The sequence below is a fragment of the Pseudomonas sihuiensis genome (assembly GCF_900106015.1).
Taxonomy (GTDB): Bacteria; Pseudomonadota; Gammaproteobacteria; order Pseudomonadales; family Pseudomonadaceae; genus Aquipseudomonas; species Aquipseudomonas sihuiensis.
The window spans coordinates 5,052,576-5,074,074 of record NZ_LT629797.1 but is presented as its reverse complement, the minus strand read 5'-3'; the positions used below and the strand labels follow the sequence as shown (position 1 = coordinate 5,074,074).

The window sequence follows — 21,499 nt, the reverse complement described above, 5'->3', positions numbered from 1 at the left end:
ATCATGCACTGACCAGATGACGCCTGAGCGCCTCGATGGCATAGCGCACTTTGGCCGGTTGCGCATCGCGCCGTGGCGTGACGATATGCAGGCCGATAGGCTCGAGTTGCCAATCCGGCAGCAGCGGCAACAGCTCGCCGCGAGCCAGCAGTTCACGGACTTCCGGCTCCGGCTGCAGCGACACGCCCATTCCCGCCAGGGTGAATTGGCGTGCGGCCAGGATGTTGTTGCAGCTGATGCGCGTCTCCAGCCGCAGGCGCTGCTGCACTCCACCGGGGCCAAGCAAGGTCAGGTGCTGGCTGCGTTCCAGATGCAGGCCGATCCAGTCGAGCTTGAGCAATTGCGACGGTTCGATTGGTAAACCGACGCGTGCCAGGTAGGCCGGAGCGGCGCACAGGATCATGCGCCAATCGGTCACGTAACGGGCCACCAGGCTGGAGTCCTCCTGGCGGCCGACACGGATGGCGAGATCAATGCGCGACTCGATCAGGTCGATCTGTTCATCGTGAAAGAACAGGCTCAGGCTCAACCCCGGATGAGCACTGAGCAACGGCGCCAGCGCTTCGCTCAGCAGTGGCCCGGAAAACCCGACCGGGGCGGCGACACGCAACTCGCCCACTGGCGCATCACGCTGCTCGGCCAGGCGCTGCTCCGCTTGCTCGGCCAGCTCGACTATCTGTCGGCAGCTTTCATAGAACTGCGCACCCGCCTCGCTAAGGGTCAGCTTGCGTGTGGTGCGGTGCAGCAGCGTCACACCAGTGGCCTCCTCCAGTCGACGTATCTGCTGGCTGACCGCCGAAGCCGTCATGCCCATGGCTTCGGCAGCCGCGACCATCGAGCCCTTCTGCACCACGGTGGCGAACAACGCCATGCGCTTGAGCTGTTCCATTATGAAGCCCTGCTTAACTATCCATGTGCATCAGGCCACTTTTTCCGGGGTTTATCCAGCAGCGATCATGTGTTCATCGTCACTATTGGAGATTACCCCAATGAGAATCGCACTGATCGGTGCCACTGGTTATGTCGGCGCGCCGCTGCTGCAAGAGGCACTGAGTCGCGGTCATCAGGTCACCGCACTGGTACGCCAGCCACAAAAGCTGAACGCACACCCGCAACTCACCGTCGTTGAGGCGGACGTTCACGACAGCGCAGCACTGACCCGGCAGTTGCACGGCCACGACGCGGTAATCAGCGCCTTCAACCCAGGCTGGGGCGTGGCGGAGATTCGCGAGCAGTTCATCGCCGGCAGCCGCTCGATCATCGAGGCGAGCAAGCAGGCAGGCGTCAAACGTCTGCTGGTGGTCGGTGGTGCCGGCAGCCTGTACGTCGCCCCCAACGTGCAATTGATCGATACACCGGACTTTCCTGCCGAGTACAAGGAAGGCGCCGAAGGTGCGCGCCAGACGCTGGAAATCCTGCGCGGCGAACAGGATCTGGAGTGGACCTTTCTCTCGCCAGCCGCACTGCTCGTTCCAGGCCCACGTACCGGCAAGTTCCGCCTGGGCCGGGACGAGTTGCTGATGAACGGTAATGAGCCGGGCAGCATTTCGGTGGCCGACCTGGCCGTAGCACTGCTGGACGAAGTCGAGCAGCCGCAGCACATTCGCCAACGCTTTACCCTGGCGTACTGAAACCACGCCGCGCTGTCGCAATACGGCAGCCACCAGGAAAGACACAGCCCAAGAGGATTTTGCATGACCCTATTCAGCAGCAGTGCCTTCGTCGCAACCGATACCCCGGCGCGCTATATCAGCCGGCTGTGCAAGCATTTCGCGCACAAGATTCCGGTCAACTTCGACGAGCAGCAGGGCCGCATCGAGTTCGGCGCTGGTGTGGCGACCTTGAAGGCAGAAAACCAGGGCTTGCGTCTACAGGTGGAAAGCGCCAACAGCGAAGACCTGCAACGCCTGGAAGGCGTCGTCGGCAGTCACTTCGAACGCTTTGCCTGGCGGGATGAGCTGACTCTGGACTGGCAGCCCAACTGATCCCTCACAGCGCGTCCAGACGGGCGCGCAAGCGGCGCAAAACCGCCAGCGACTCTGGATTGTCGCCGTGGACGCACAGGCTGTCGGCGCGCAGCCGCAGCGGCTTGCCATCTATGTCGGCAAAGGGCTCGCCACGGGCGATGGCCAGCGCCTGGGCGAGAATGCGTTCGGGATCCTGATGTACCGCGCCACTGAGCCGGCGTGGCGCAAGCTGCCCATCCGAGAGGTAGGCGCGGTCGGCGAAGGCTTCGAACATCAACGGCACATCCGCCTCGTCGGCCAGGCGCAGCTCCCGGTCGTTGTCGGCCAGCGCCAGCACCATCAACGGCAGGCCCTTGCGGTAGCAGTGGCAGGCATCGAGCACCGCCATCAGCAGCGCATCGTCACGCACCAGATCGTTGTACAGCGCGCCGTGCGGCTTGACGTAGGCCAACTGGCCACCGGCGGCGCGGCAGAAGGCATCCAGCGCGCCGATCTGATACAGCACCAGCGCCCGCACCTCTTCGGCCGAGCATTGCAGATGGCGGCGGCCGAAACCCTGCAGATCCGGATAGGAAGGATGCGCGCCGATACTCACGCCCTGCGCTAAAGCCAACTCGACGCTACGCGCCATGATTAGCGGATCACCGGCATGGAAGCCGCAGGCGAGGTTGGCCTGATCGATCAGCGGCATGGCAAGCGCATCGTCGCCCATACGCCAGGCACCGAAGCCTTCGCCCATGTCGCAATTGAGAAGAATACGGTTCATGTCCGCAGCTTAGAGCGCCGGAGCAGCATCCGCAAAGCCATACGCGCATTCGAGAACTTATCGCATTTACAAAATTTACACCTGGCTACAACCCAGTCGCCACGGCACCTCCAGCCGAACTCACCGGTCGCAGATATCATCCGCAATTGAACCTTATATGCAAATCACTATCATCCCGGCCGTTCGCAAACCGTTCCGCCTGCACTCTCTTACGCCAGGAGTAGATAGATGTCCGCCCTCAGTTCCCGTACCGCCTTGGCTAGCGCCATTGCGTTGGCTGCCAGCTTCGGTGCCCAGGCCAACGAGCCCATCGCCCTGGGCGATGTGGTCGTCAGCGCTTCCGGCTTCGAACAGAAGATCACCGAAGCCCCCGCCAGCATCAGCGTGATCAGCCGCGAGGAGTTGCAGCAGAAAAGTTTCAGCAATCTCGCCGAGGCACTTGAGGATGTCGAAGGCATCGACGTGCGTCAGGGCACCGGCAAGACTGGCGGGCTGAACATCAGCATCCGTGGCATGCCCAGTCAGTACACTCTGATCCTTATCGACGGCCGCCGGCAGAACGCAGCCGGTAACGTCACCCCCAACGGTTTCGGCGAAACCTCCACCAGTTTCATGCCGCCGCTGTCGGCCATCGAGCGTATCGAAGTGATTCGCGGGCCGATGTCGACCCTGTATGGTTCCGATGCCATGGGCGGGGTGATCAACATCATCACCCGCAAGGTCGGCAAGGAGTGGTCCGGCTCTTTGACCCAGGATTACACCTACCAGGAAAATCGCGACTTCGGTGATACCCGCAACACCAGCATCTACGCGAGCGGCCCGCTGATCGACGACCTGCTCGGCCTGCAGGTACGGGGTAGCCTGTTCAATCGTGAAGAGTCCGACCTGAGCTACGGCAACGGCGTGGATATCAGCAAGCGCGGCCCCTCTCCAGTCGATGGCCGTACCAACAATCTGGGAGCACGCCTGACTCTAACTCCGCACGAGAATCACGACTTCGGCCTGGATATTGAACGCGGCCGCCAGAAGTACAACAACGATGAGTGCCAGCTCGGCAGTCTCGATGGCTTGAACCGCGACTGCACTGCCAATGCCACCACCGCCAATGGTTATGCCGACGAGTTACGTTTCGAACGCGAGCAGATCGCCCTGACCCACACCGCGCGTCTGGACTTCGGCACTCTGGATTCCAGCCTGATGCACAACCGCACCGAAACCATCGGCCGTACCATTCCAGGTAACGTTATCGGCAATAGCTCCGGCATCCCAGGCACGCTGATTGGTGATGATCGCGATCTGGAGACAACCAACCTGGTTTTCGACAGCAAACTCGTAGCACCAATAGGTGAGTCGCACATTGCCACCCTCGGCGGTCAGTGGTGGAAAGCCGAAATGACGGACGGCATCGCACTGGACGAGTTCGAGCAAAAAACCTGGGCACTCTTCGCCGAAGATGAATGGCGCCTGCGTGATGATCTGGCCCTGACGTTGGGGGCTCGTTATGACGACCACGAAGCCTTCGGCGGCCACGTGAGCCCGCGCGCCTATCTGGTGTGGAATACAACTGACAGCTGGACACTCAAAGGAGGCATCAGCCGGGGGTACAAGACTCCGGATCTGAACGACCTGCATGGCGGCATCAACGGTGTCACCAGCCAGGGACAGGTCGTCACCATCGGCAACCCAAACCTGAAGCCTGAGACGACCACCAGCACCGAATTTGGCGTCTACTTCGACAGCCTGTCCGGCTTCAATGCCAACGCCACGCTGTTCCACAACAAATTCAAGGACAAGATCGCCACCGGTGATCCGGTCGCCGATCCTCTGTGCAGTGGTAACGCAGCAAGTGGTGGTCTCCCGGCTGGCACCTGCTCACAGCAGATAAACATCGACGAAGCGGTCACCCAAGGCCTGGAACTCGCTGCCAGTTGGAACTTCGCGCCAGCCTGGACACTTTCGGGTAATTACACCTACACCGACAGCGAACAGAAAAGCGGCGACAACAAAGGCGAACCGCTGACCAATACTCCCGAACACCTGGCCAATGCCAAGCTCGCCTGGCAGACCACTGATCGCCTCAACCTCTGGCTCAAGAGTGAATACCGTGGTGAACGTGCTCGCTTTACCTCGAGGTACGAGAACCTGGCCAACACCAACGGAAGTTACTCAACCAATCAGTCGATCTATGACACCTTGGGCAAGAACACCAAGGCCTATACCCTGCTCCACCTCGGCGGCTCGTTCAAAGCCTCGGAAAACGTGACGCTCAATGCGGCAATCTACAACTTGCTGGACAAGGACTTCGTCAAAGGCAAGGCCTACAGCACCTACAGCACTCCAAACAACGCGGGCGTTGGTGGTGGCGTAGCCAACGGTACGGCTTATGGTACGGACTATATCCAGAGCACCCAGTCCACCACCGGCGTAATGGAAGAAGGTCGGCGCCTGTGGTTGTCGGCAGTAGTCGAATTCTGACTGTCACCCCACAACGCAAAACGCCAGCCCCAGGGCTGGCGTTTTGTTTTCTAGCAATTGCCGTCTTTGCAGGCGGGTAACCACACCACTGCAGTCATTAGCGGCAGATCATCGAGCAGTAAGTCGTAGCCAACTCGACATGGCGCGAAGATTGGCCGTAGAAGCCATCTGCCAAAGAATGTTCGTCTAGCGAGTGGCAGGACGCCAGATCACATCCGGCCCGATGCTGGCCAGGTCGGCGCAACCGGTCAGAGCCATGGCCACCTCCAGCTCAGCGCGCAGCAGTTGCAGCACATGCGCTACCCCGACCGCACCGGCGGTCGCCAGAGCGAAGACGTAGGGCCTGCCGACCAGCACGGCGTCCGCGCCCAGCGCCAGCGCCTTGAGGATGTCGCTGCCACGCCGGATACCGCCATCGAGCAGCAGCGGCACGCGCCCCTGCACAGCGGCGGCGACTTCGGGCAGCACGTCGATGGTCGCAGGCAGACCATCAAGCGTGCGTCCGCCATGGTTGGAGACGATCAGCCCGTCCATCCCCGCCGCCAGCGCCTGTTCGGCGTCGGCGCCGCTCATGATGCCCTTGAGCAGGATTGGCAAGCGCGTCTGCTCACGCAGCCAGGTGAGGTCGGCCCAGGTCGGCGCCGCGGCCAGCAGCGGGCCACCCAGCAGCAGACTGCTGCTGTGCGGCTCGGCCTGCGCCTGCAGTGGCCGCATTCCGCGCAGATTGACCGCCTCGACGCCTGCCGGCAGGGCGAAACCTGCGCGCTGCTCGCGATTGCGCACGCCATTGACGGGGGCGTCCACGGTCAGCACCAGCGCCTGGTAGCCGGCGCTTTCTGCACGGCGGATCAAGGCCGCGGTGAACTCGCGATCAGGCTGGATATACAGCTGGAACCACAGCGGTGCCTGCGCCTGCGCCGCGATAGCCTCCAACTCGACGCTGGCCTGGGTGCTGACCACCATGCCGGCCCCCAGCGCAGAAGCCGCGAGTACGCTGGCCAACTCACCCTCGGGGTGGGCGAGTTGCTGATAGGCCACCGGGGCGAGAAGGATTGGATGAGCGAACGCCTGACCGAACAGGCTCAAACGCGTATTGCCGCCACTTAGATCCTGCAACACCCGGCTGCGCAGGCGCAGGCGCTCGAATGCCGCTCGATTGTCGGCCAGGGTTAACTCGTCGGCGGCGCCTCCAGCCAGGTAAGCCCAGGCCTGCTCACTCATGCGTTCACGGGCATAGGGTTCGTAGTCGGCGACGGCGGCGATGGCCGGCGGGATCTGCTGCAGCTTGGGCAAGGGCATGGTTATCTCAGCATTCAATGCGTGGGCATAGCGAAACATCTTCGCCGTAGAAGTGCGTCAAGTCTGCGTCCACTGCCGCAACAGGTTGTGATAGATGCCAGTCAGCCGTACCAGCTCGGGGCTGTCCGGCACCTGCTGGCGCAGCGCCTGGATGCTGTCGTCCAGCTCCAGCAGCACGCTGCGCTGCTCGTCCTGACGCACCAGGCTCTGCACCCAGAAGAACGAAGCCAGACGCGCGCCGCGAGTCACCGGCTCGACCCGATGCAGACTGCCGCTGGAATAGAGAATCAGATGGCCGGCCGGCAGCTTGATGCGTTTGTCCTGCACCACCAGCTCGCCGCCTTCGTACTCCTCCGGCTCGCTGAAGAACAGGGTGGCCGAGAGGTCGGCGCGAATCCGATGCGGCGTGCCCGGCACGCTGAACACCGCGTTGTCGATATGGTCGCCATAGGTGCCGCCCTCGGCATAGCGATTGAAGCGCGGCGGCACCACCTTCAGCGGCAACGCGGCGGCCATGAAACGCGGATGCTGGGCCAGGCAGGCCAGGATGAAATCACCCAGTTGCTGCGTCAGCGGGTCATCCTGGGCCAGCTGCTGATTGGCCTTGACGTTCACCGCCTGATGCCCGGCGGTGAGCCGACCGTCCTGCCAGTTGCCGCCCTCGAGCGCCGCGCGGCACTGCTGCAGTTGTTCGGCATTCAGCACGTCGGGAATGCTCAGCATCATGTTCGGGGTTCTCCAGGGCAAGCGCCGTTGCGAATAATTCTAAAGGGCAGCCGCACCCGGAAAGAAGTCCGACCGGCTGCCACCCAATGAAACGCCCCGACTGCATTGCAATCGGGGCGTCTGGGCACAGCGTGCTTAGAAGTGGAAGTTGGTGCTCAGGGTGAAGGTACGTGGATCGCCGAGCATCACGCGACGCCCGTTCCAGTTGCTGGACACGGCGTATTCCTCGTTGGTCAGGTTGTCGATGTTCAGGCGCACGTCGACATTCTGGTTGACCTCGTAGCTGGCCATCGCGGCGAAGGTGGTATAGCTCGACAGCTTGCCGTACAGACCATTGGCGACGATGCGGCTGGCGTCATCCGGACGTCCGAGGTAGGACGAACCGACATGCTGCGCACCCAGACCCAGGGTCAGCCCCACCGGCAGACGGTAGGTGGTCCACAGGTTGCCGGAAACCTTGGGCGTGAAGGCCAGCTCGTCGCCATCGGTACGCTGGGCGGTGCCGTAGTCCCCCGGATTGGCGCGACGACGCACCTCGTCCAGGTAGGCGCTGTGCTTGCGCTCGCTGTCCATGAACACGATGCCGGCGAAGACATCCCAGTTGTCGGTGATCTTGCCGCTGGCGCCGAGCTCCAGCCCTTTGACCACCTGCTCGCCGTAACCCTTGAGGCTGTCGCTGGTCTCGCCGACGTCACGACCGGTGATGGCGACCTTCTTCTTCTCCGTGTAGAACAGCGCCGCGGTGGTGGACAGGCGCTTGTCGAAGAAGTCCCACTTGGTCCCGATCTCGTAGTTGTGCGCACGCACCGGATCGGCTCCATCGACGAACCCGGGGAAGGCCTGGCCGTTTACCCGCGAAATGTCCGGGTTGGACAGGAAAGAGCCTGGGGGCTGGGTGGAGACGCCATAAGCTGCGTAGACACTGCCGTTCTGCGCCGGTTTGTAGACCAGACCGAGCTTGCCGCCGATGCTGAACTCACGGTCATCGAAGCCATCGGCACCGACGGCCGCGCCGGTCTGAACGTTACGGCTGCGAATGTCCACGTCGTACTGCTCCAGGCGCAGGCCGCCGGTCAGTTGCCACTGCGGCGTGAACTCCAGGGTGTCGTAGACGTACAGCGCTACGGTATCGACGTTTACGTCGCTGCGCTCACGCAGACGGCTACGCTTGGAGACCGGCCCGCTGCGTTCCCAGTCCGGGTCGAAGATGTTGGTGTTGCCTGGGTTGACCTCGGCATAGGTCCCCGCCTCCGCCTCCTCACGAGTGAGTTCGAGACCGGCCGCAAGGTTGTGCTTGATCGAGCCGGTGGCGAACTGCGCCGAAAGGTTGGTCAGGTTGCTCAGGCTGGTGTTGACCCGATCGTAGAACTGGGTATCGGTGCGCAGCTGCGTACCGCCCAGATACTGGAACGGTACGGTGTAGCGCGCCTGACGGTCGACGCGGGCCCAGCGGGTCTGGTTGCTCAGGGTCATGCCGGTGGACATATCGTGCTCAAGACGTACCAGCAGCGCGTCGCTGGTGGTGTCGTCGAAGTCCGATTTGAGGCCGTAGAACTCATCGCGGTCGACCCCGGAGAGCGCCGGATTGTAGGGAGTGTCGCCCTTCATGCCCTTGACCGAGGCACCCGAGACGCCCCAGTCCGGGCGATCGTTCATCTCGACATGCTCGTAAGCGACGATGGCGCGAGTTTCCGTACCCAGGCCGAAGGCCAGCGACGGCGCAAAACCCCAGCTGTTCTTCTCGGCATGCTCACGGCCGGCGACGCCGCTGTCCTCGACCAACAGGTTGAGGCGCAACGCGGTGCTGTCATTGATGATCTGGTTGGTGTCGAGCGTGGCACGGCCGCGCGGCTCGGAGTCGTACTGATCGAAGCCGAAGCTGGCGCCACCGGCGATAAAGCTTTCTAGCGTCGGCGTCTTGGTCACCTGGTTGACGTAGCCACCGGCGCCACCGCGGCCATTGTCGGCTGCCGGGCCTTTGAACACCTCGACCTGCTCGACGTTGAACACGTCGCGGGTATAGCTACCGTTGTCACGCGCGCCATCGACGAAAATGCTGCCACTGGTATCGAAACCGCGCAGGCTGAAGTTGTTGGTGCCGCTGGCAAAGCCGTTTTCGCCCGCGTTGAAGCTGATGCCGGGGGTGTTCTTCAGCACATCGGTCAGGGTGCGGGCGTTCTGCTGACGGAACAGGGTTTCCGGAATGACGTTGACCGTTTGCGGCGTATCGAGCAATGCGGCGGTCTGTTTCGGCGAGGATGCCTTGTCGACCTTGAGCCCGTTCTCCTGCTGCCCCTGGACGGTTACATCGCCCAGTTCGACTGCTGACTCCTTCGCCACGGCAAAGCCGGACAGCAGGGCCAGGCTGACGGCCGAGGCCAGCAGATGCCGCTGGGGAAAGGGTGCACGCTTGTTATGTTTATCGCTCACGAGAATCACTCCAGATGAAAACTGCGCGCGATAGTATTTGAGATTCAATCGTAATCAATCTTTACGAATGATTTACAGGAAACTTATTTGTAACAAAATTGTCTGCGCCCTTTCGCTCCATCTAGCGGACCGCTCTAGAACGCTGAACAACCGGAATTAACCGGCTCTGGCCGGCAGAAATGACAACGCCCACACAAGGTGGGCGTTGATCGAGCAGCCGTGACATCAGCCGTAGGGTGCGCCATGCGCACCGCTACTAGCGGGCAGGCGCAACCTACGCGGCGGTGTCACAAGTAATAGGACTTCAGCGGCGGGAAGCCGTTGAACTCCACGGCGCTGTAGCTGGTGGTGTAGGCACCCGTGGACAGCCAGTACAGGCGGTCGCCGCTGGCCAGGTTGAGCGGCAGGCCGTACTTGTAGTTCTCGTACATGATGTCGGCGCTATCGCAGGTCGGGCCGGCGATCACCACCTCTTCCATCTCGCCCTTCTTCTCGGTCCAGATGGGGAACTTGATGGCTTCGTCCATGGTTTCGATCAGACCGCTGAACTTGCCCACATCGGCATACACCCAGCGCTCGACCGCAGTACGCGACTTGCGCGCCACCAGCACCACTTCGGAGACCAGCACGCCGGCGTTGGCGATCAGCGAGCGGCCCGGCTCGAGGATGATTTCCGGCAGCTCGTCACCGAAGTCTTCCTTGAGGAAGCGGGTGATTTCTTCGGCGTAGGTTTCCAGGTCATTGGTGCGCTGGATGTAGTTGGCCGGGAAGCCGCCGCCCATGTTGATCATCTGCAGGGTGATGCCGTCCTCTTCCTTCAGACGCTCAAAGATCACCTTGACCTTGGCGATGGCGGCGTCCCAGACATCGATATCGCGCTGCTGGCTGCCTACGTGGAAGGAAATGCCGTAAGGCACCAGACCCAGTTGCTTGGCCAGGATCAGCAGGTCCAGGGCCATGTCCGGCTGGCAGCCGAACTTGCGGCTCAGTGGCCAGTCGGCACTGGTCGAGCCTTCGGTGAGGATGCGCACGTAAATCTTCGAACCCGGCGCGGCCTTGGCGATGTTGCGCAGATCGGCTTCGGAGTCGGTGGCGAACAGGCGCACGCCCTTGTCGAAGAAGTAGCGAATATCACGGGACTTCTTGATGGTGTTGCCATAGCTGATGCGCTCCGGGCCAACGCCGGTGGCCATCACCTTGTCCAGCTCGTAGATCGAGGCGATGTCGAAGCTCGAGCCCTTGTCACGCAGCAGCTCGATAATCTCGGTGGCCGGGTTGGCCTTGACCGCGTAGTAGATCTTGGCGAACGGGAAGCAGTTGCCCAGTTGATCGTAGGCATCGGCAATGATCTGCCGGTCGATCACCACGAACGGGGTTTCGTGCTGATCGGCGAACGCCTTCATGCGCTGGAAAGTGGCGGGTGCGTAGTAGTCTTCGACCTTGATCGACATGCTGGGGACTCCAATGGCAAAACCGGGAACACATTGATTCGGGCAGCAGAACCGCTTACAGGTTCCGCCACGTGTCGGGGGTGGCCGCGCTAAACGCTGGCCTGAACGTCTGACAGTTTCCCCACTTTGGTTCGCCTACTTCCCAAGGCATGTCGCCGAGCATCACCGGTACCGACCATTCGCCGGCCGGCAACCTCTCGTCGTCAGTACTTGAGCCGGATGGATCGTTTCCAGCATGGACGTTCGGGCGCGGACTTTAAGACCATGCGCCCCTCAGATCAACCGGAAATTCTGCCTAATTTCATCTCGTTCCGGATATCACACAAAACGTTCTGAAATGCTGAACAGGCGGGGCTTTCAGCCAGTTTGGCGCAGCCGTGTTTCAGTGCCATTGCAGCACCAGATCGTCCACCTGGGCGAAGCCCTGCAGATGGCGCCGGATCACCTCCTGCAACTCGTCCAGTTCGGCTGCGCTCGGCGCGGTGCAGGCCAGCTGCAAAGCCTGGTCATCGGCCTGCAGCACGCACTTGCCGATGGAGAAACGCAGCAGCCCTTCGTGCTCGCTCCAGCGCGCCTCGATCTTGTGCGAAAAGTGCTTGCACAGGCGGCCAAGTAGGCGCGATGCCTGGCTGCTGGGGAAACGGCTATGGCTGTTCGGCATGAGGGGGGCTTCCTTGAGCAGAGGGCTATCGGCCAGCACCAACGGCTGGCCGAGCGAGCAGTGTTCGATACGTGCTTCGATGGCGTAGGTGCGGCGCAGCCAGGCGGCGTCCAGCACCTCGGCAGGCGCGCCGAAGCGGTATGCGCCATCCGGCGCCAGCAACAGCAGATGGCTGCAGAAACGCAGCGCCAGGTTGAGGTCATGGCAAGCCACCAGGGCGATGGCGCGTTCAGTGCGGCAACGCTCGGCGACGCAGTCGAGCACGCGCAGCTGCCAATGCAGGTCGAGCGCACTGGTGGGCTCGTCGAGCAGCAACAGTTGCGGCTCACCGACCAGCGCCTGCGCCAGGCCAAGCAGCTGCCGCTGCCCGCCGGACAGGCGATCCATACGCTGCAGGGCCAGATGCTCGATGCCCAGGCGCTGCAGGATGGATTCCACCCGCGCAGTCAGCTCGTGCGATACGAGTTGTGGACAACGCGCCCGCGCCGCCGCCAGCAAGCTTTCGTAGGCCAGCAGCGACACCGCCTGCGGCAATTGCTGCGGCAGGTAGGCCACCTGCGCCTGCTGACGCCACGGAGGCACGCCGCTCAGCGCTGCATTCCCCAGCCGCGCCATGCCCTGGCACGCCTGTAAGCCGGCGATGGCGCGCAGCAGCGAGGACTTGCCGACGCCGTTCGGGCCGAGCACGCCCACCAGGCTGCCAGCCTCAACGGCCGGCAGGGTCAGATCCTGCAAGATGCTGCGTGCGCCATAGCTCAGCCCCAGCCCTTCAATCAGCAGGCTCATAGGCTGCGCCCCCGCGCCAGGATCAGGCCAATAAACAGCGGCACCCCAACCACGGCGGTGACCAACCCCACCGGCAGTATCACCCCGGGCAGCAGCGCGCGGCTGGCCAGTGACGCCAGTGACAGCAGCAAGGCACCGGCCAGCGCGCTGCCGGGCAGATAGAAGCGGTGATCCTCGCCCAGCAGCAGGCGCGCCACGTGCGGGCCGACCAGGCCGATAAACCCCACCTCGCCGACGAAGGCCGTGGCCACGCCGGTGAGCAGGCTGACCCGTAGCAGTACGAAGGTGCGCAGGCGGCCGACGCGAATACCCAGGCTGCGCGCCTGCTCCTCGCCGCCGCGCAGGCTGGTCATCGCCCAGGCCTGGCGCAGCGCCAGGGTCAGGCACAGGACAAGCACCACCGTCACCAGCGCCACCCGCTGCAGATCGGCACGCGCCAGGCTGCCGAGGGTCCAGAACACGATCTGCTGCAGTGCATCGGCATCGGCGAGAAACTGCAGCAGCCCGACCAGCGCATTGAGCCCGAACAGCAGGGCGATACCGAACAACACCAAGGTATGCAGCGCCTCCCCCAGCACCCGCGCCACCAGAAGCAGCAGCAGGCAGGAGATGAAGGCGCAGACAAAGGCCGCCAGCGGCAGCAGCAGATCGGCGCCGAGCCCGGCCAGATTGGGCCGCAACAGGATCACCAGTGCCGCGCCGAGGGTCGCTGCCGCACCGACGCCCAGAGTGAAGGGGCTGGCCAAAGGGTTGTTCAGCGCCGTTTGCATCTCCGCGCCAGCCAGGCCCAGGCTGGCGCCCACCACCAGCGCCATCAACGCGTAGGGCACGCGGATCTCCAGGATGATCACCGCCTGCGCGGCGTCCAGATGCTGCGGCTGTAACAGGCCACGCGCCACGTCCCACCAGCTCAGGCCAGCCGGGCCGGTAGCCAGATCGGCGATAAAGCTGGCCAGCAGCAATGCCGCCAACGCACCCAGGCAGGCCCAGCGCCGCAGCAGGGTTCGCCGATAACCGAGGCGCAACACCTGCTGCGCACTCACAGGCTGATCCAGTACTGGCCGTCCAGCGCCACTGGCTGGAACTCACTGTAGAAGCGCTCCAGCGTGCGCTGCGGGTCGAGATCGGCGAAGGCTTCGGGGTGCAGCCACTTGGCGAATACCTGCACCGCCACCACGTTGAACGGGCTGTTGTAGAAACCATGCCAGATGGCATGCGCCCTGCCCTCGCGCACGGCGCTCAGATGCTGCAAGCCGCCACGCCCAAGCAGGCGCCTGAGCGAGGCCTGCGCCGCATCCGCCGCCACACCCGGCCCCAGGGCGATATAGGTCGCGCCCTCGGCCAGGCTGTCGGCCGAGCCCACGGCGCTGGCGATGTACAGCTCGGGCGGCTGGCTAAGCAGCAGCTCCAGGCTGAGGGTGCCGGCATGGCCGGGCAGGCGCTCGCGGGCGATATTGTCGCCACCGGCCTCGGCCAGTAGATCGGCGAACATGCCGCGCGCCATGCTCTCGCAGCAGCCATCACCGAGGCCGGCGCGACTGTGCAGAAACACCTTGGGCGCTGTTCCTTGCGGCAAACGCTCACGCACCGCAGCCAGGGCCTCGGCGTGCGCCGCGTTGAAGGCTTCGGCACGCGCCTCGCGACCCAACACCCGGCCAAGCAGGGTCATACTGCGCGGCGTGTTGACCAATGGCTGCTCGCGGAAATCGACGAACAACACCGCCACTCCGGCGCGTTGCAACTGCTCGATCAGCCGACCCTGGGTGCTGTCCGGGCCATGCCCGGAGAGGCTGAATATGGCCAGATCCGGGCGCAAGGTCAGCACCTGCTCCAAGCTGAAGGTATCGGCGGCACCCTGGCCAATGCGCGGCACCTTGTCCAGCGCGGGAAAGGCCCGCTGGTATTGCCGCGCGCTGCCGGGATCGACCAGCGCCAGATCGGCCGGCATGCCCACCAGACGATCCAGAAACTGTTCGCCTTCGAGAATGGCCAGCACCGGCAGCAAACGGCCCTCGCCCAGCACGATACGTTCGACGCGCTCGGGCACCAGCACCTCACGCCCGGCCAGATCGGTCAGCACTTGTGCCTGTACCGGGGCCAGCAGCGCCAGCCCCAGCAGTACTGCAACGATTGCTCGTCCCATCAGATTCGCCATGCCAGCCCCAGACGCAGCTCACGACCTGGCTCGTAGGAGCCACGGATACCCTCGTAGTCCGGAATGTGCTCGAAGTCCTCGTTGCTGGCGTGATCCAGGTACTGCTTGTCCAGCAGGTTCTTCAGCGTCAGGGTCACCGTCAGGCTCTCAGGCACGGCCTGCCATTCGGCATACAGGTCATGCACGCCGTAGCCTGGCTTGGAGACGTCGCCGACACCGGTGTGCAGGGTGTCGATGCCGCGCACGAAGCGGCCCTGCCAGCCGAGCGTGAGGTTATCGCTGGCGCGGTAGTCGGCGAAGCTGGTCCAGGTGTCGCCGAGACTGGTACCCAGGCCGTTGTATTCGTAGACGTTGAGACGCTCGCCATCCAGACGCGCGTCGTTGCGGTGATAGCTCAGCCCCAGGCTCAGCTGCTGCCAGTGGTAGGCGGTGCTGAGCAGCACACCCTTGCTCTTCAGATCACCGACGTTCTCATACAGATTGGGCCGGCCGATGGGGTCGGCGATGGCATCCTTGATACGGGTGACGTAGGCCTTGCCGCTCAGCTCCCAACCACCGTCGCGGTGGTCGAAGCCGACCTCGTCGGTGCGCGCCTTTTCGGCTTTCAGGTCCGGGTCGTTGCCGGACACATCGAGCTTGAAGGCATCACGCACCTGCGGCCCGCGTAGCGCCCGCGCCTGGCCGGCGAATACGGCCAGTTCAGGCGTCAGCTGGTAGCGCAGACCCAGGTTGGGGCTGATGCCTTCCTCGATGAAGGTCTGCTTGTCGCGGTCGTCGAGCTTGTAGCGGTCGTAGCGCAGGCCAGCGTCGAGCTGCAGGCGCGAGGTGATCTGGTAGCGGTCCTGCAGATAAACACCGAGCACTTCGCCGTCTTCGTGGTCCAGCTCGCGGTCACCCTCAGGGCCAAGGGTGGTGCGATCATCACGGTAGTCGACGCCATAGGTCAGCTGATGCGCGCCAATACGGCTGGTGTTGCGCAGGTCGAACCCCGTGCTGCGGGTATCGCCGAAGTACAGACCGAAGCGGCCGTCCTGCTCCAGCTCATTGGTGGTGTGGTAGGTGGTCAGCTCGACATCCAGTAGGTCGTTGTTCACCGGCTGCCAGGCGTAGTTGAGGGTCCAGGTCTCGCGCTCGGTACTCAGCGGATACAGACGGTTGAAGCTACTCGGGATCCACTGCGGGCGTTGGCTGCGCTCACCCTCGTCGATACGTTTCTCGTAGCTCAGGCGCAGGGTCTGCTCGTCCGTCAGCTTGCCCACCAGCTTGGCGAAGCCGAGCTTTTGCCGCGCCGCGGTGCCGAGTACGTCGTCGTTGTTGCCGTCTTCAAAGTCGTTCTGATCCTGATAGGTGGTCATGGCCAGCGCCGACCAGTTCTCGTTGAAACGGCCGAACACACTGGCACTGCTCTTGTAGCCTTCGCCATTGCTGAAATAGCCGGTCTTGAGCAGCGCTCCGAGCTGCTCGCCGTCGCGCAGCAGGTCGTCCGGGTCCTTGGTGACGAAGCGGATCGCGCCACCCAGCGCGCCCGGCCCGGCGGTCGCATCGCCGGTGCCGGCCTGCACCTCGGCGCGCTTGAGCAGCTCCGGCTCGATGCCGATACGGCCGGTATGGTGGAAGGTCTGCCCCGGCTGGCTGGCGCCGTCGATGCTGATGTTCAGCAGGGTGTCTTCCAGGCCGCGTAGGTAGAGCTTCTGCGCCACGCCGGGGCCGCCGGCCACGGACACCTCGGGGTTGGATTCGAACACTTCCTGCAGGTCGCTGGCCTGGTAACGCTGCAGTTGCTCGGCCTCGACGCTTTCGTTGCGGTCGATGGCAGCGGCGGTGATCTCCTGCGCCTGCAACTCCAGCGCAGCATCGGCGCCGTACGCCTGCGTGGCGAGCAGACTACTAAAGGTAATGGCGCCGAGCAGACTCAGGCGATAAGGGCAGTGCGGCATGATCGATCCTCCCCAGGAAAGATGTGAATATTTCGCATTTGCGAATTCTCATCACAAGCACCTGAGCAGGGAATCACTTTTACAACTGTTACATCGCCGTGCGTGGCAGGCGAATCTCCATGAGCAAGCCACCGCCGACGCGATTGCTCGCGCGAATGCTGCCGCCGGTGGCGCTGACCTGGCGCTGTGCCAACGCCAGGCCGAGACCGAAACCGGCACGCTCGCTGCCGCCACGAAAGAACGGCTGAAAGATGCGCTCCAGCCACTGCTCGGCTACACCCGGCCCCTGGTCGGCAACCCGCAGCAGCCAGGCATCGCCCTCCTCGCTCAGGCTGACCTCGATCTGGCCGCCTGCCGGGGTGTGGTCCAGCGCATTGCGCACCACATTCTCGATGGCCTGGCCCAGCGCCCGGCTGCTGCTGCCATGCAGCGGCGCGCTGTCGGGCATCTGGCAGAGAACCTGCCGGTCCGGGTACTCGAAACGCGCGTCGTCGAGGATGCTGTCGAGCAGTTCGGACAGGTCCAGGTTCTCGTCACGCAGCTCGGGTCGCTCGTTCTCCAGCCAGCTCAGGGTCAGGGCATCCTCGACCAGACGGCGCATGCCGGCGCAGTCGTCGCGGATGCGTTCGAGCAACTGACGCTGGCCGCCATCCTGCTCGGCCAGGCTCACCGCCATCTCGATGCGCGTCAGCGGCGTGCGCAGCTCGTGGGACATGTCCGCCAGACGCTGACGCTGGTCGATGATCAGTTGCCCGGTGCGCGCGGCCATGGCGTCGAAGGTTTCGGCCAGGCGCGCCAGCTCGTCGTTGCGCGAGCCCAGCAGCGAGCGCACGCGCACGTCCAGACGGCCGTCGCTGAACTGTCGGGTGGCCTGCTCCAGACGACCGAGCGGCTGCATCAGGTGGCGGTAGAGCACCAGGCAGACGATCAGCATCAACACCAGTGGCACCACCAGTTGCAGCAGCAGCTTGGCGTAATGCCAATTGAGGCCGGGGCGCATGCGCTGCGGCAGGATGATCAGGAAATGGGTTCTGCCGTCGGCGAAGGGCAGATCCATGATGGGGTTTTCCTGGAAGTACAGGTGGATCTTCCAGCGCACGTCGCGTCCCAGGCCGAAGCCCTCGTAGAAGCGCTCGTTGAGCACGCTGCCAGCCAACGGACGCACCTCGGACTCGACCACTGCCGCCCAGGTCTGCTCCTGCTGCTGCAGGGTAGTCAGCCAGCGCGCCAGGGCTTCATGGTCGCCGGCACGGTACATCGCCTCGGCCTGCTCACCGTAGTGGCGCAGGGTGCGCTGGTGTTCGGCATCGATGAAGCTCATGCGCTCCTCGGTCTGCCAGGCGACGCGGGCGATGATCCAGAACAGCAGCACGCTGCCCAGGCCGATGACCAGGCACAGCTTCCAGAACAGGCGCCGGTTCATGTGAAGGCGTAACCGCGGCCGTGCAGGGTCTGCAGGCGGTCAGCGCCAAGGCCGGCTTCGGCCAGGCGGCGCCGGATACGGCTGACGTGCATGTCCAGGCTGCGGTCGTACTGGCTGTACTCGCGCTCCAGCGCCATGCGGTACAGGTAGGGCTTGCTCAGCGCCTCACCGCGATGACTGACCAGCAACCAGAGCAGGCGGAACTGCAGCGGCGTCAGCGCCAGATCGCAGCCTGCGACCCGCGCCTGCTGGGCGTGGCGATCCAGATGCAGTTCGTCGACCTGCAACTGCTGCGTCTGGCCGCCGCGCGCACTCTCCTGCGCGCGCGTGCGACGCAGCACGGCGTCGATGCGCAGTTGCAGTTCGGTGATGTTGAAGGGCTTGGGCAGGTAGTCATCGGCGCCATGGCGCAGGCCGCGAATGCGCTCCTCCTCCGCGCCGCAGGCGGTGAGCATGATCACCGGCGTCTGCTGTTGCTCACGCAGGCGGCGCAGCACAGAAAAGCCGTTGACGTCCGGCAGCATCACATCGAGCAACAGCAGATCCGGCGTCTCGCGCAGCGCCGTCTCCAGCCCGGCCTCGCCCAGATGACAGGCGCTGGTGGCATAACCCTGACCACGCAGCAGCTCGCCGAGCTGGGCGGCCAGAGTGCGATCGTCCTCGACGATCAGGATGCGAGCCAGGCTGGCGGTCATGGAGGTTACTCAGGAGTATTAAGGCGAATGATTCTCATATATAAAAATCACTTCGGCAACTTAATACCCGTGCGACGCGGCTTGCTCGGGGTCAATAGACATCGCGGCGATAGCGGCCTTCCTCGATCAGATCGTCCACCACCTCGTCGCCGAGCAAGTCGCGCAACGCCGCATCGACGCCGCCAGCCATGCCCTGCAGGCTGCCGCAGACGTAGATCGCCGCGCCTTCATCCAGCCAGGCACACAGGCGCTCGTGCCGCTCGCGCAGCAGATCCTGCACGTAGCGTTTCTCCGCCTGATCACGGGAGAACACCAGATCCAGATGCTGCAGCTCGCCTGTAACCAGCGCCGCCTGCAGCTCGTCACCACAGAAGAAGTCGCAGGCGCGGTTGCGCTCGCCGAACAGCAGCCAGTTGCGCCCCTGCCCCGCCAGTGCCCGCGCGCGCAACAGCGAACGCAGCCCGGCCAGACCGGTGCCATTGCCGATCAGGATCAGCGGGCGGTCGTCGTCCGGCAGGTGGAAGCCGCTGTTGCGCCGCACCCGCGCCAGCAGTTGCCCGCCTGCAGGCAGATGCTCGGTCAGCCAACCGGAGCCCAGGCCCAGGCTGCCGTCGGCCTGCACGGCCTGGCGCACGATCAGTTGCAGCACGCCATCGGCCGCCACCGAGGCGATGGAGTATTCACGCGAACCCAGCGGCACCAGCGCTTCGACCAGAGCCTGGGCATGCAGGCCGACCAGGTGCGCGAGGCTGTCCGGCAACTGGCGCTCAGCCAGGGCTTCGCTCAGGCTCATCGCTTGGCCATCGAGGGTCACCGGCTCGAGGCCATCGCAGCCGGAGTGCTGCAGCCAGGCCTGCACCGCAGCCGGCGCATGACGCGGACGAATTTCCAGGATGTCGCCGGCCTGCCAGGTGCTCTGCGCAGGCGGCGTCACGCCGAGGAAGAACACCGGCGCGCCCTGGCTGCCGGGGTTGAGCAGGCGCCGTTCGGCCAGCGTCCAGCTCTGCCAGGGCGCGTCTTCGAAGCGTCCTGGCGCGGCGCCGGTCAGCTCGCTCAGTTGCAGTTGCCAGCGCTGCAGCGCGGCCTGATCGGCGCCATCGACTTCGATGCTGTCGAACAGGCGCTGCGCGCCCTGCAAACCCAGCCAATCGTTGATACGCCGGGCGAAGCCGCAGAAGTGCTGGTACTGCCGGTCGCCCAGGGCCAGTACGGCATAGCTCAGTTGTTCGAGCGGCAGCGAGCCACCGAGCACCTTGCGCTCGAAACCCTGCGCAGCGTCCGGCGCCTCACCGTCACCGAAGGTGCTGACCACGAACAGCGCCTTGCGCGTCTGGCGCAGGCTGTCGGCATCGAGGCGCGACAGCGGCTCGACCCGCACCGGAATACCGGCGGCCTGCAACTGCCCGGCGCTCTGCCAGGCCAGTTGCTCGGCAAAGCCGCTCTGGCTGGCGAAACCCACCAACCAGCCTTCGCCTGAATCATCCGTTTTCAGCGCACCGCGCGCAGCCAGCGCCGCACGCTTCTTGCGTCGGCGATCCAGGTACAGCAGCCAGCCGGTAATGAAGAACAGCGGCATGGCCGCCGTGGCCAGCATCATCAGGATGCGACCGGTCAGGCCGAAGTATTCGCCGACATGCAGGGCGTAAACGCTGGTCAGCAATTGCGCCTTGAAGCTCTTGTCGGCGTAGCGCTCATGACGGCTGACTTCGCCGCTTTTTGGATCAATCTGGAACTGGTTGAAGGCGCGCGCATGCTCGGCCCCATCGAGCATGTAGAAGACCGTCGCCGGCTGCCCGGCCACCAGCGGCAGGCGCAAGTTCCAGGCGACCAGCTTGGGCCCGGCGGTCTGCTGGATGCTCTGCCACACAGCGTCGTAGTCGACTTCGGGGGCCGGGCCATTGGGTGCTTCACGACCACCGCGACCACGGCCTTCAGCGCGTTTTTCCGGCGGCGCGTCGGAGAGCATGCGAGTCAGCCCTTCGCGGTACCAGTCATAGGACCAATACAAACCGGTGAGCCCGGCACACAGATAGAACAGCAGCACCCAGGTACCGGCTACAGCGTGCAGGTCCCAATTGAAGCTACGCCCCTTCTTCTTCCAGTCCAGGGTCAGCCAGGTGCGCCAGCTCAGCGCCCTGCGCGGCCAACGCAGATAGAGGCCGGAGAGACAGAAGAACAGCAGCGCCAGAGTGCTGGCAGCGGTGATCTGCTTGCCCACTTCGCCCATGGACAGGAAGCGGTGCAACATCAGCATCAGGTGGAAGAAGTCCTGGCCAACGGGCTCGGCAAGGACTTCACCGGTATAGGGGTCGAAGACGATGCGCGGCCCACGCCGCTCGCCCGGCGGGGGTACGAGGAAAGCGGTGCCAGGTCCGTCGTGGCGACCATCAACCCACAGTGCGGTGACGCGATCGGCGGTAGCGGCCTCGATCTTCGCAGCCAGCTCACCTGGCGTGAGATGCCCCTGTGCGCTGGGCTGGATCTGCCAGCGCTCGGCGTTGAGCGCACGGGTGATCTCACCCTCGAAGCTGTAAAGGGCACCGGTGATACCCATGACGGCCAGCACCAAGCCGGCGCTGATGCCGAAGAACCAGTGCAACTGGAAGATGATTTTCTTGAACACGACGGAGCCACCCTTACCCTGACCCACTGCGACGGGCGGCCACTCTATATGGGAATAATTTTCATAACCATTCATTTACGCGTTATTTACGCATCTACGGCACGG

The 21,499-nt window shown here is 63.9% G+C and carries 16 protein-coding genes; 3 read left to right on the top strand and 13 right to left on the bottom strand.

The genetic code is table 11. The annotated features are described in order from the left end of the window. Position 1: 1 nt before the first annotated feature. Complete coding sequence (locus BLT86_RS23670) at positions 2-889, bottom strand: LysR family transcriptional regulator (protein ID WP_021488027.1); 888 nt, start codon at positions 887-889, stop codon at positions 2-4. A 100-nt stretch (positions 890-989) separates the two neighbouring features. Between BLT86_RS23670 and BLT86_RS23665 the strand changes: the two genes are divergently transcribed. Together BLT86_RS23665 and BLT86_RS23660 are read left to right on the top strand one after the other, a co-directional pair. Continuing rightward, positions 990-1,631, top strand: coding sequence for an NAD(P)-dependent oxidoreductase (locus BLT86_RS23665; RefSeq protein ID WP_092380002.1), 642 nt, complete (start codon positions 990-992; stop codon positions 1,629-1,631). 63 nt (positions 1,632-1,694) lie between these two features. Beyond that, positions 1,695-1,985, top strand: coding sequence for a DUF2218 domain-containing protein (locus tag BLT86_RS23660; RefSeq protein WP_092380000.1), 291 nt, complete (start codon positions 1,695-1,697; stop codon positions 1,983-1,985). A 4-nt stretch (positions 1,986-1,989) separates the two neighbouring features. Here the strand turns inward: BLT86_RS23660 and BLT86_RS23655 are convergent, their stop codons facing one another. Continuing rightward, positions 1,990-2,733, bottom strand: a complete 744-nt coding sequence (locus BLT86_RS23655; protein WP_092379998.1) for a 5-oxoprolinase subunit PxpA — start codon at positions 2,731-2,733, stop codon at positions 1,990-1,992. Positions 2,734-2,961: 228 nt separating this feature from the next. Between BLT86_RS23655 and BLT86_RS23650 the strand changes: the two genes are divergently transcribed. Continuing rightward, the gene (locus BLT86_RS23650; RefSeq protein WP_092379996.1) at positions 2,962-5,208 is read left to right on the top strand and encodes a TonB-dependent receptor domain-containing protein; all 2,247 of its coding nucleotides are present in this window, start codon (positions 2,962-2,964) and stop codon (positions 5,206-5,208) included. A gap of 186 nt (positions 5,209-5,394) precedes the next feature. Here the strand turns inward: BLT86_RS23650 and BLT86_RS23645 are convergent, their stop codons facing one another. The 11 genes from BLT86_RS23645 to BLT86_RS23595 form a co-directional block, all read right to left on the bottom strand. Then, positions 5,395-6,507, bottom strand: coding sequence for an alpha-hydroxy acid oxidase (locus BLT86_RS23645; protein ID WP_197676083.1), 1,113 nt, complete (start codon positions 6,505-6,507; stop codon positions 5,395-5,397). Between the two features lie 57 nt (positions 6,508-6,564). After that, a complete protein-coding gene (locus BLT86_RS23640) occupies positions 6,565-7,233 on the bottom strand; it encodes a Fe2+-dependent dioxygenase (RefSeq protein ID WP_011920963.1) in 669 nt (222 codons plus the stop codon). A 135-nt stretch (positions 7,234-7,368) separates the two neighbouring features. Then, positions 7,369-9,663: a TonB-dependent receptor gene (locus BLT86_RS23635; protein WP_092379994.1), complete on the bottom strand. Its 2,295-nt coding sequence runs from the start codon at positions 9,661-9,663 to the stop codon at positions 7,369-7,371. 287 nt (positions 9,664-9,950) lie between these two features. Beyond that, a complete protein-coding gene (locus tag BLT86_RS23630) occupies positions 9,951-11,114 on the bottom strand; it encodes a type III PLP-dependent enzyme (RefSeq protein WP_017678861.1) in 1,164 nt (387 codons plus the stop codon). Positions 11,115-11,496: 382 nt separating this feature from the next. Further along, positions 11,497-12,561 carry a DUF2218 domain-containing protein gene (locus BLT86_RS23625; RefSeq protein WP_092379992.1) on the bottom strand — a complete coding sequence of 355 codons (1,065 nt, stop codon included), beginning with the start codon at positions 12,559-12,561 and terminating at the stop codon, positions 11,497-11,499. Further along, positions 12,558-13,604: a FecCD family ABC transporter permease gene (locus BLT86_RS23620; RefSeq protein WP_231976559.1), complete on the bottom strand. Its 1,047-nt coding sequence runs from the start codon at positions 13,602-13,604 to the stop codon at positions 12,558-12,560. The genes BLT86_RS23625 and BLT86_RS23620 overlap by 4 nt, the downstream gene beginning before the upstream one ends. Further along, positions 13,601-14,704: an ABC transporter substrate-binding protein gene (locus BLT86_RS23615; RefSeq protein WP_092379990.1), complete on the bottom strand. Its 1,104-nt coding sequence runs from the start codon at positions 14,702-14,704 to the stop codon at positions 13,601-13,603. Before BLT86_RS23615 ends, BLT86_RS23620 begins: the two co-directional genes overlap by 4 nt. Continuing rightward, complete coding sequence (locus tag BLT86_RS23610) at positions 14,704-16,653, bottom strand: TonB-dependent receptor domain-containing protein (protein WP_092379988.1); 1,950 nt, start codon at positions 16,651-16,653, stop codon at positions 14,704-14,706. The genes BLT86_RS23615 and BLT86_RS23610 overlap by 1 nt, the downstream gene beginning before the upstream one ends. Before the next feature lie 88 nt (positions 16,654-16,741). Beyond that, positions 16,742-18,076, bottom strand: coding sequence for a sensor histidine kinase (locus BLT86_RS23605; protein WP_092379987.1), 1,335 nt, complete (start codon positions 18,074-18,076; stop codon positions 16,742-16,744). Next, positions 18,073-18,771 (bottom strand): response regulator transcription factor, encoded by a 699-nt coding sequence (locus tag BLT86_RS23600; protein WP_092379985.1) that lies wholly within the window; start codon positions 18,769-18,771, stop codon positions 18,073-18,075. The genes BLT86_RS23605 and BLT86_RS23600 overlap by 4 nt, the downstream gene beginning before the upstream one ends. A 91-nt stretch (positions 18,772-18,862) precedes the next feature. Further along, entirely contained in the window at positions 18,863-21,394 is a 2,532-nt protein-coding gene (locus tag BLT86_RS23595) for a PepSY domain-containing protein (RefSeq protein ID WP_197676082.1), read from the bottom strand. Positions 21,395-21,499 lie beyond the last annotated feature (105 nt).

Excerpts from the sequence above, each read along its gene's own strand:
- BLT86_RS23655 (WP_092379998.1), bottom strand. The coding sequence starts at position 2,733 with ATGAACCGTATTCTTCTCAATTGCGACATGGGCGAAGGCTTCGGTGCC.
- BLT86_RS23600 (WP_092379985.1), bottom strand. The coding sequence starts at position 18,771 with ATGACCGCCAGCCTGGCTCGCATCCTGATCGTCGAGGACGATCGCACT.
- BLT86_RS23670 (WP_021488027.1), bottom strand. The coding sequence starts at position 889 with ATGGAACAGCTCAAGCGCATGGCGTTGTTCGCCACCGTGGTGCAGAAG.
- BLT86_RS23665 (WP_092380002.1), top strand. The coding sequence starts at position 990 with ATGAGAATCGCACTGATCGGTGCCACTGGTTATGTCGGCGCGCCGCTG.
- BLT86_RS23625 (WP_092379992.1), bottom strand. The coding sequence starts at position 12,561 with ATGAGCCTGCTGATTGAAGGGCTGGGGCTGAGCTATGGCGCACGCAGC.
- BLT86_RS23660 (WP_092380000.1), top strand. The coding sequence starts at position 1,695 with ATGACCCTATTCAGCAGCAGTGCCTTCGTCGCAACCGATACCCCGGCG.
- BLT86_RS23610 (WP_092379988.1), bottom strand. The coding sequence starts at position 16,653 with ATGCCGCACTGCCCTTATCGCCTGAGTCTGCTCGGCGCCATTACCTTT.
- BLT86_RS23640 (WP_011920963.1), bottom strand. The coding sequence starts at position 7,233 with ATGATGCTGAGCATTCCCGACGTGCTGAATGCCGAACAACTGCAGCAG.
- BLT86_RS23630 (WP_017678861.1), bottom strand. The coding sequence starts at position 11,114 with ATGTCGATCAAGGTCGAAGACTACTACGCACCCGCCACTTTCCAGCGC.
- BLT86_RS23645 (WP_197676083.1), bottom strand. The coding sequence starts at position 6,507 with ATGCCCTTGCCCAAGCTGCAGCAGATCCCGCCGGCCATCGCCGCCGTC.
- BLT86_RS23605 (WP_092379987.1), bottom strand. The coding sequence starts at position 18,076 with ATGAACCGGCGCCTGTTCTGGAAGCTGTGCCTGGTCATCGGCCTGGGC.
- BLT86_RS23615 (WP_092379990.1), bottom strand. The coding sequence starts at position 14,704 with ATGGGACGAGCAATCGTTGCAGTACTGCTGGGGCTGGCGCTGCTGGCC.
- BLT86_RS23650 (WP_092379996.1), top strand. The coding sequence starts at position 2,962 with ATGTCCGCCCTCAGTTCCCGTACCGCCTTGGCTAGCGCCATTGCGTTG.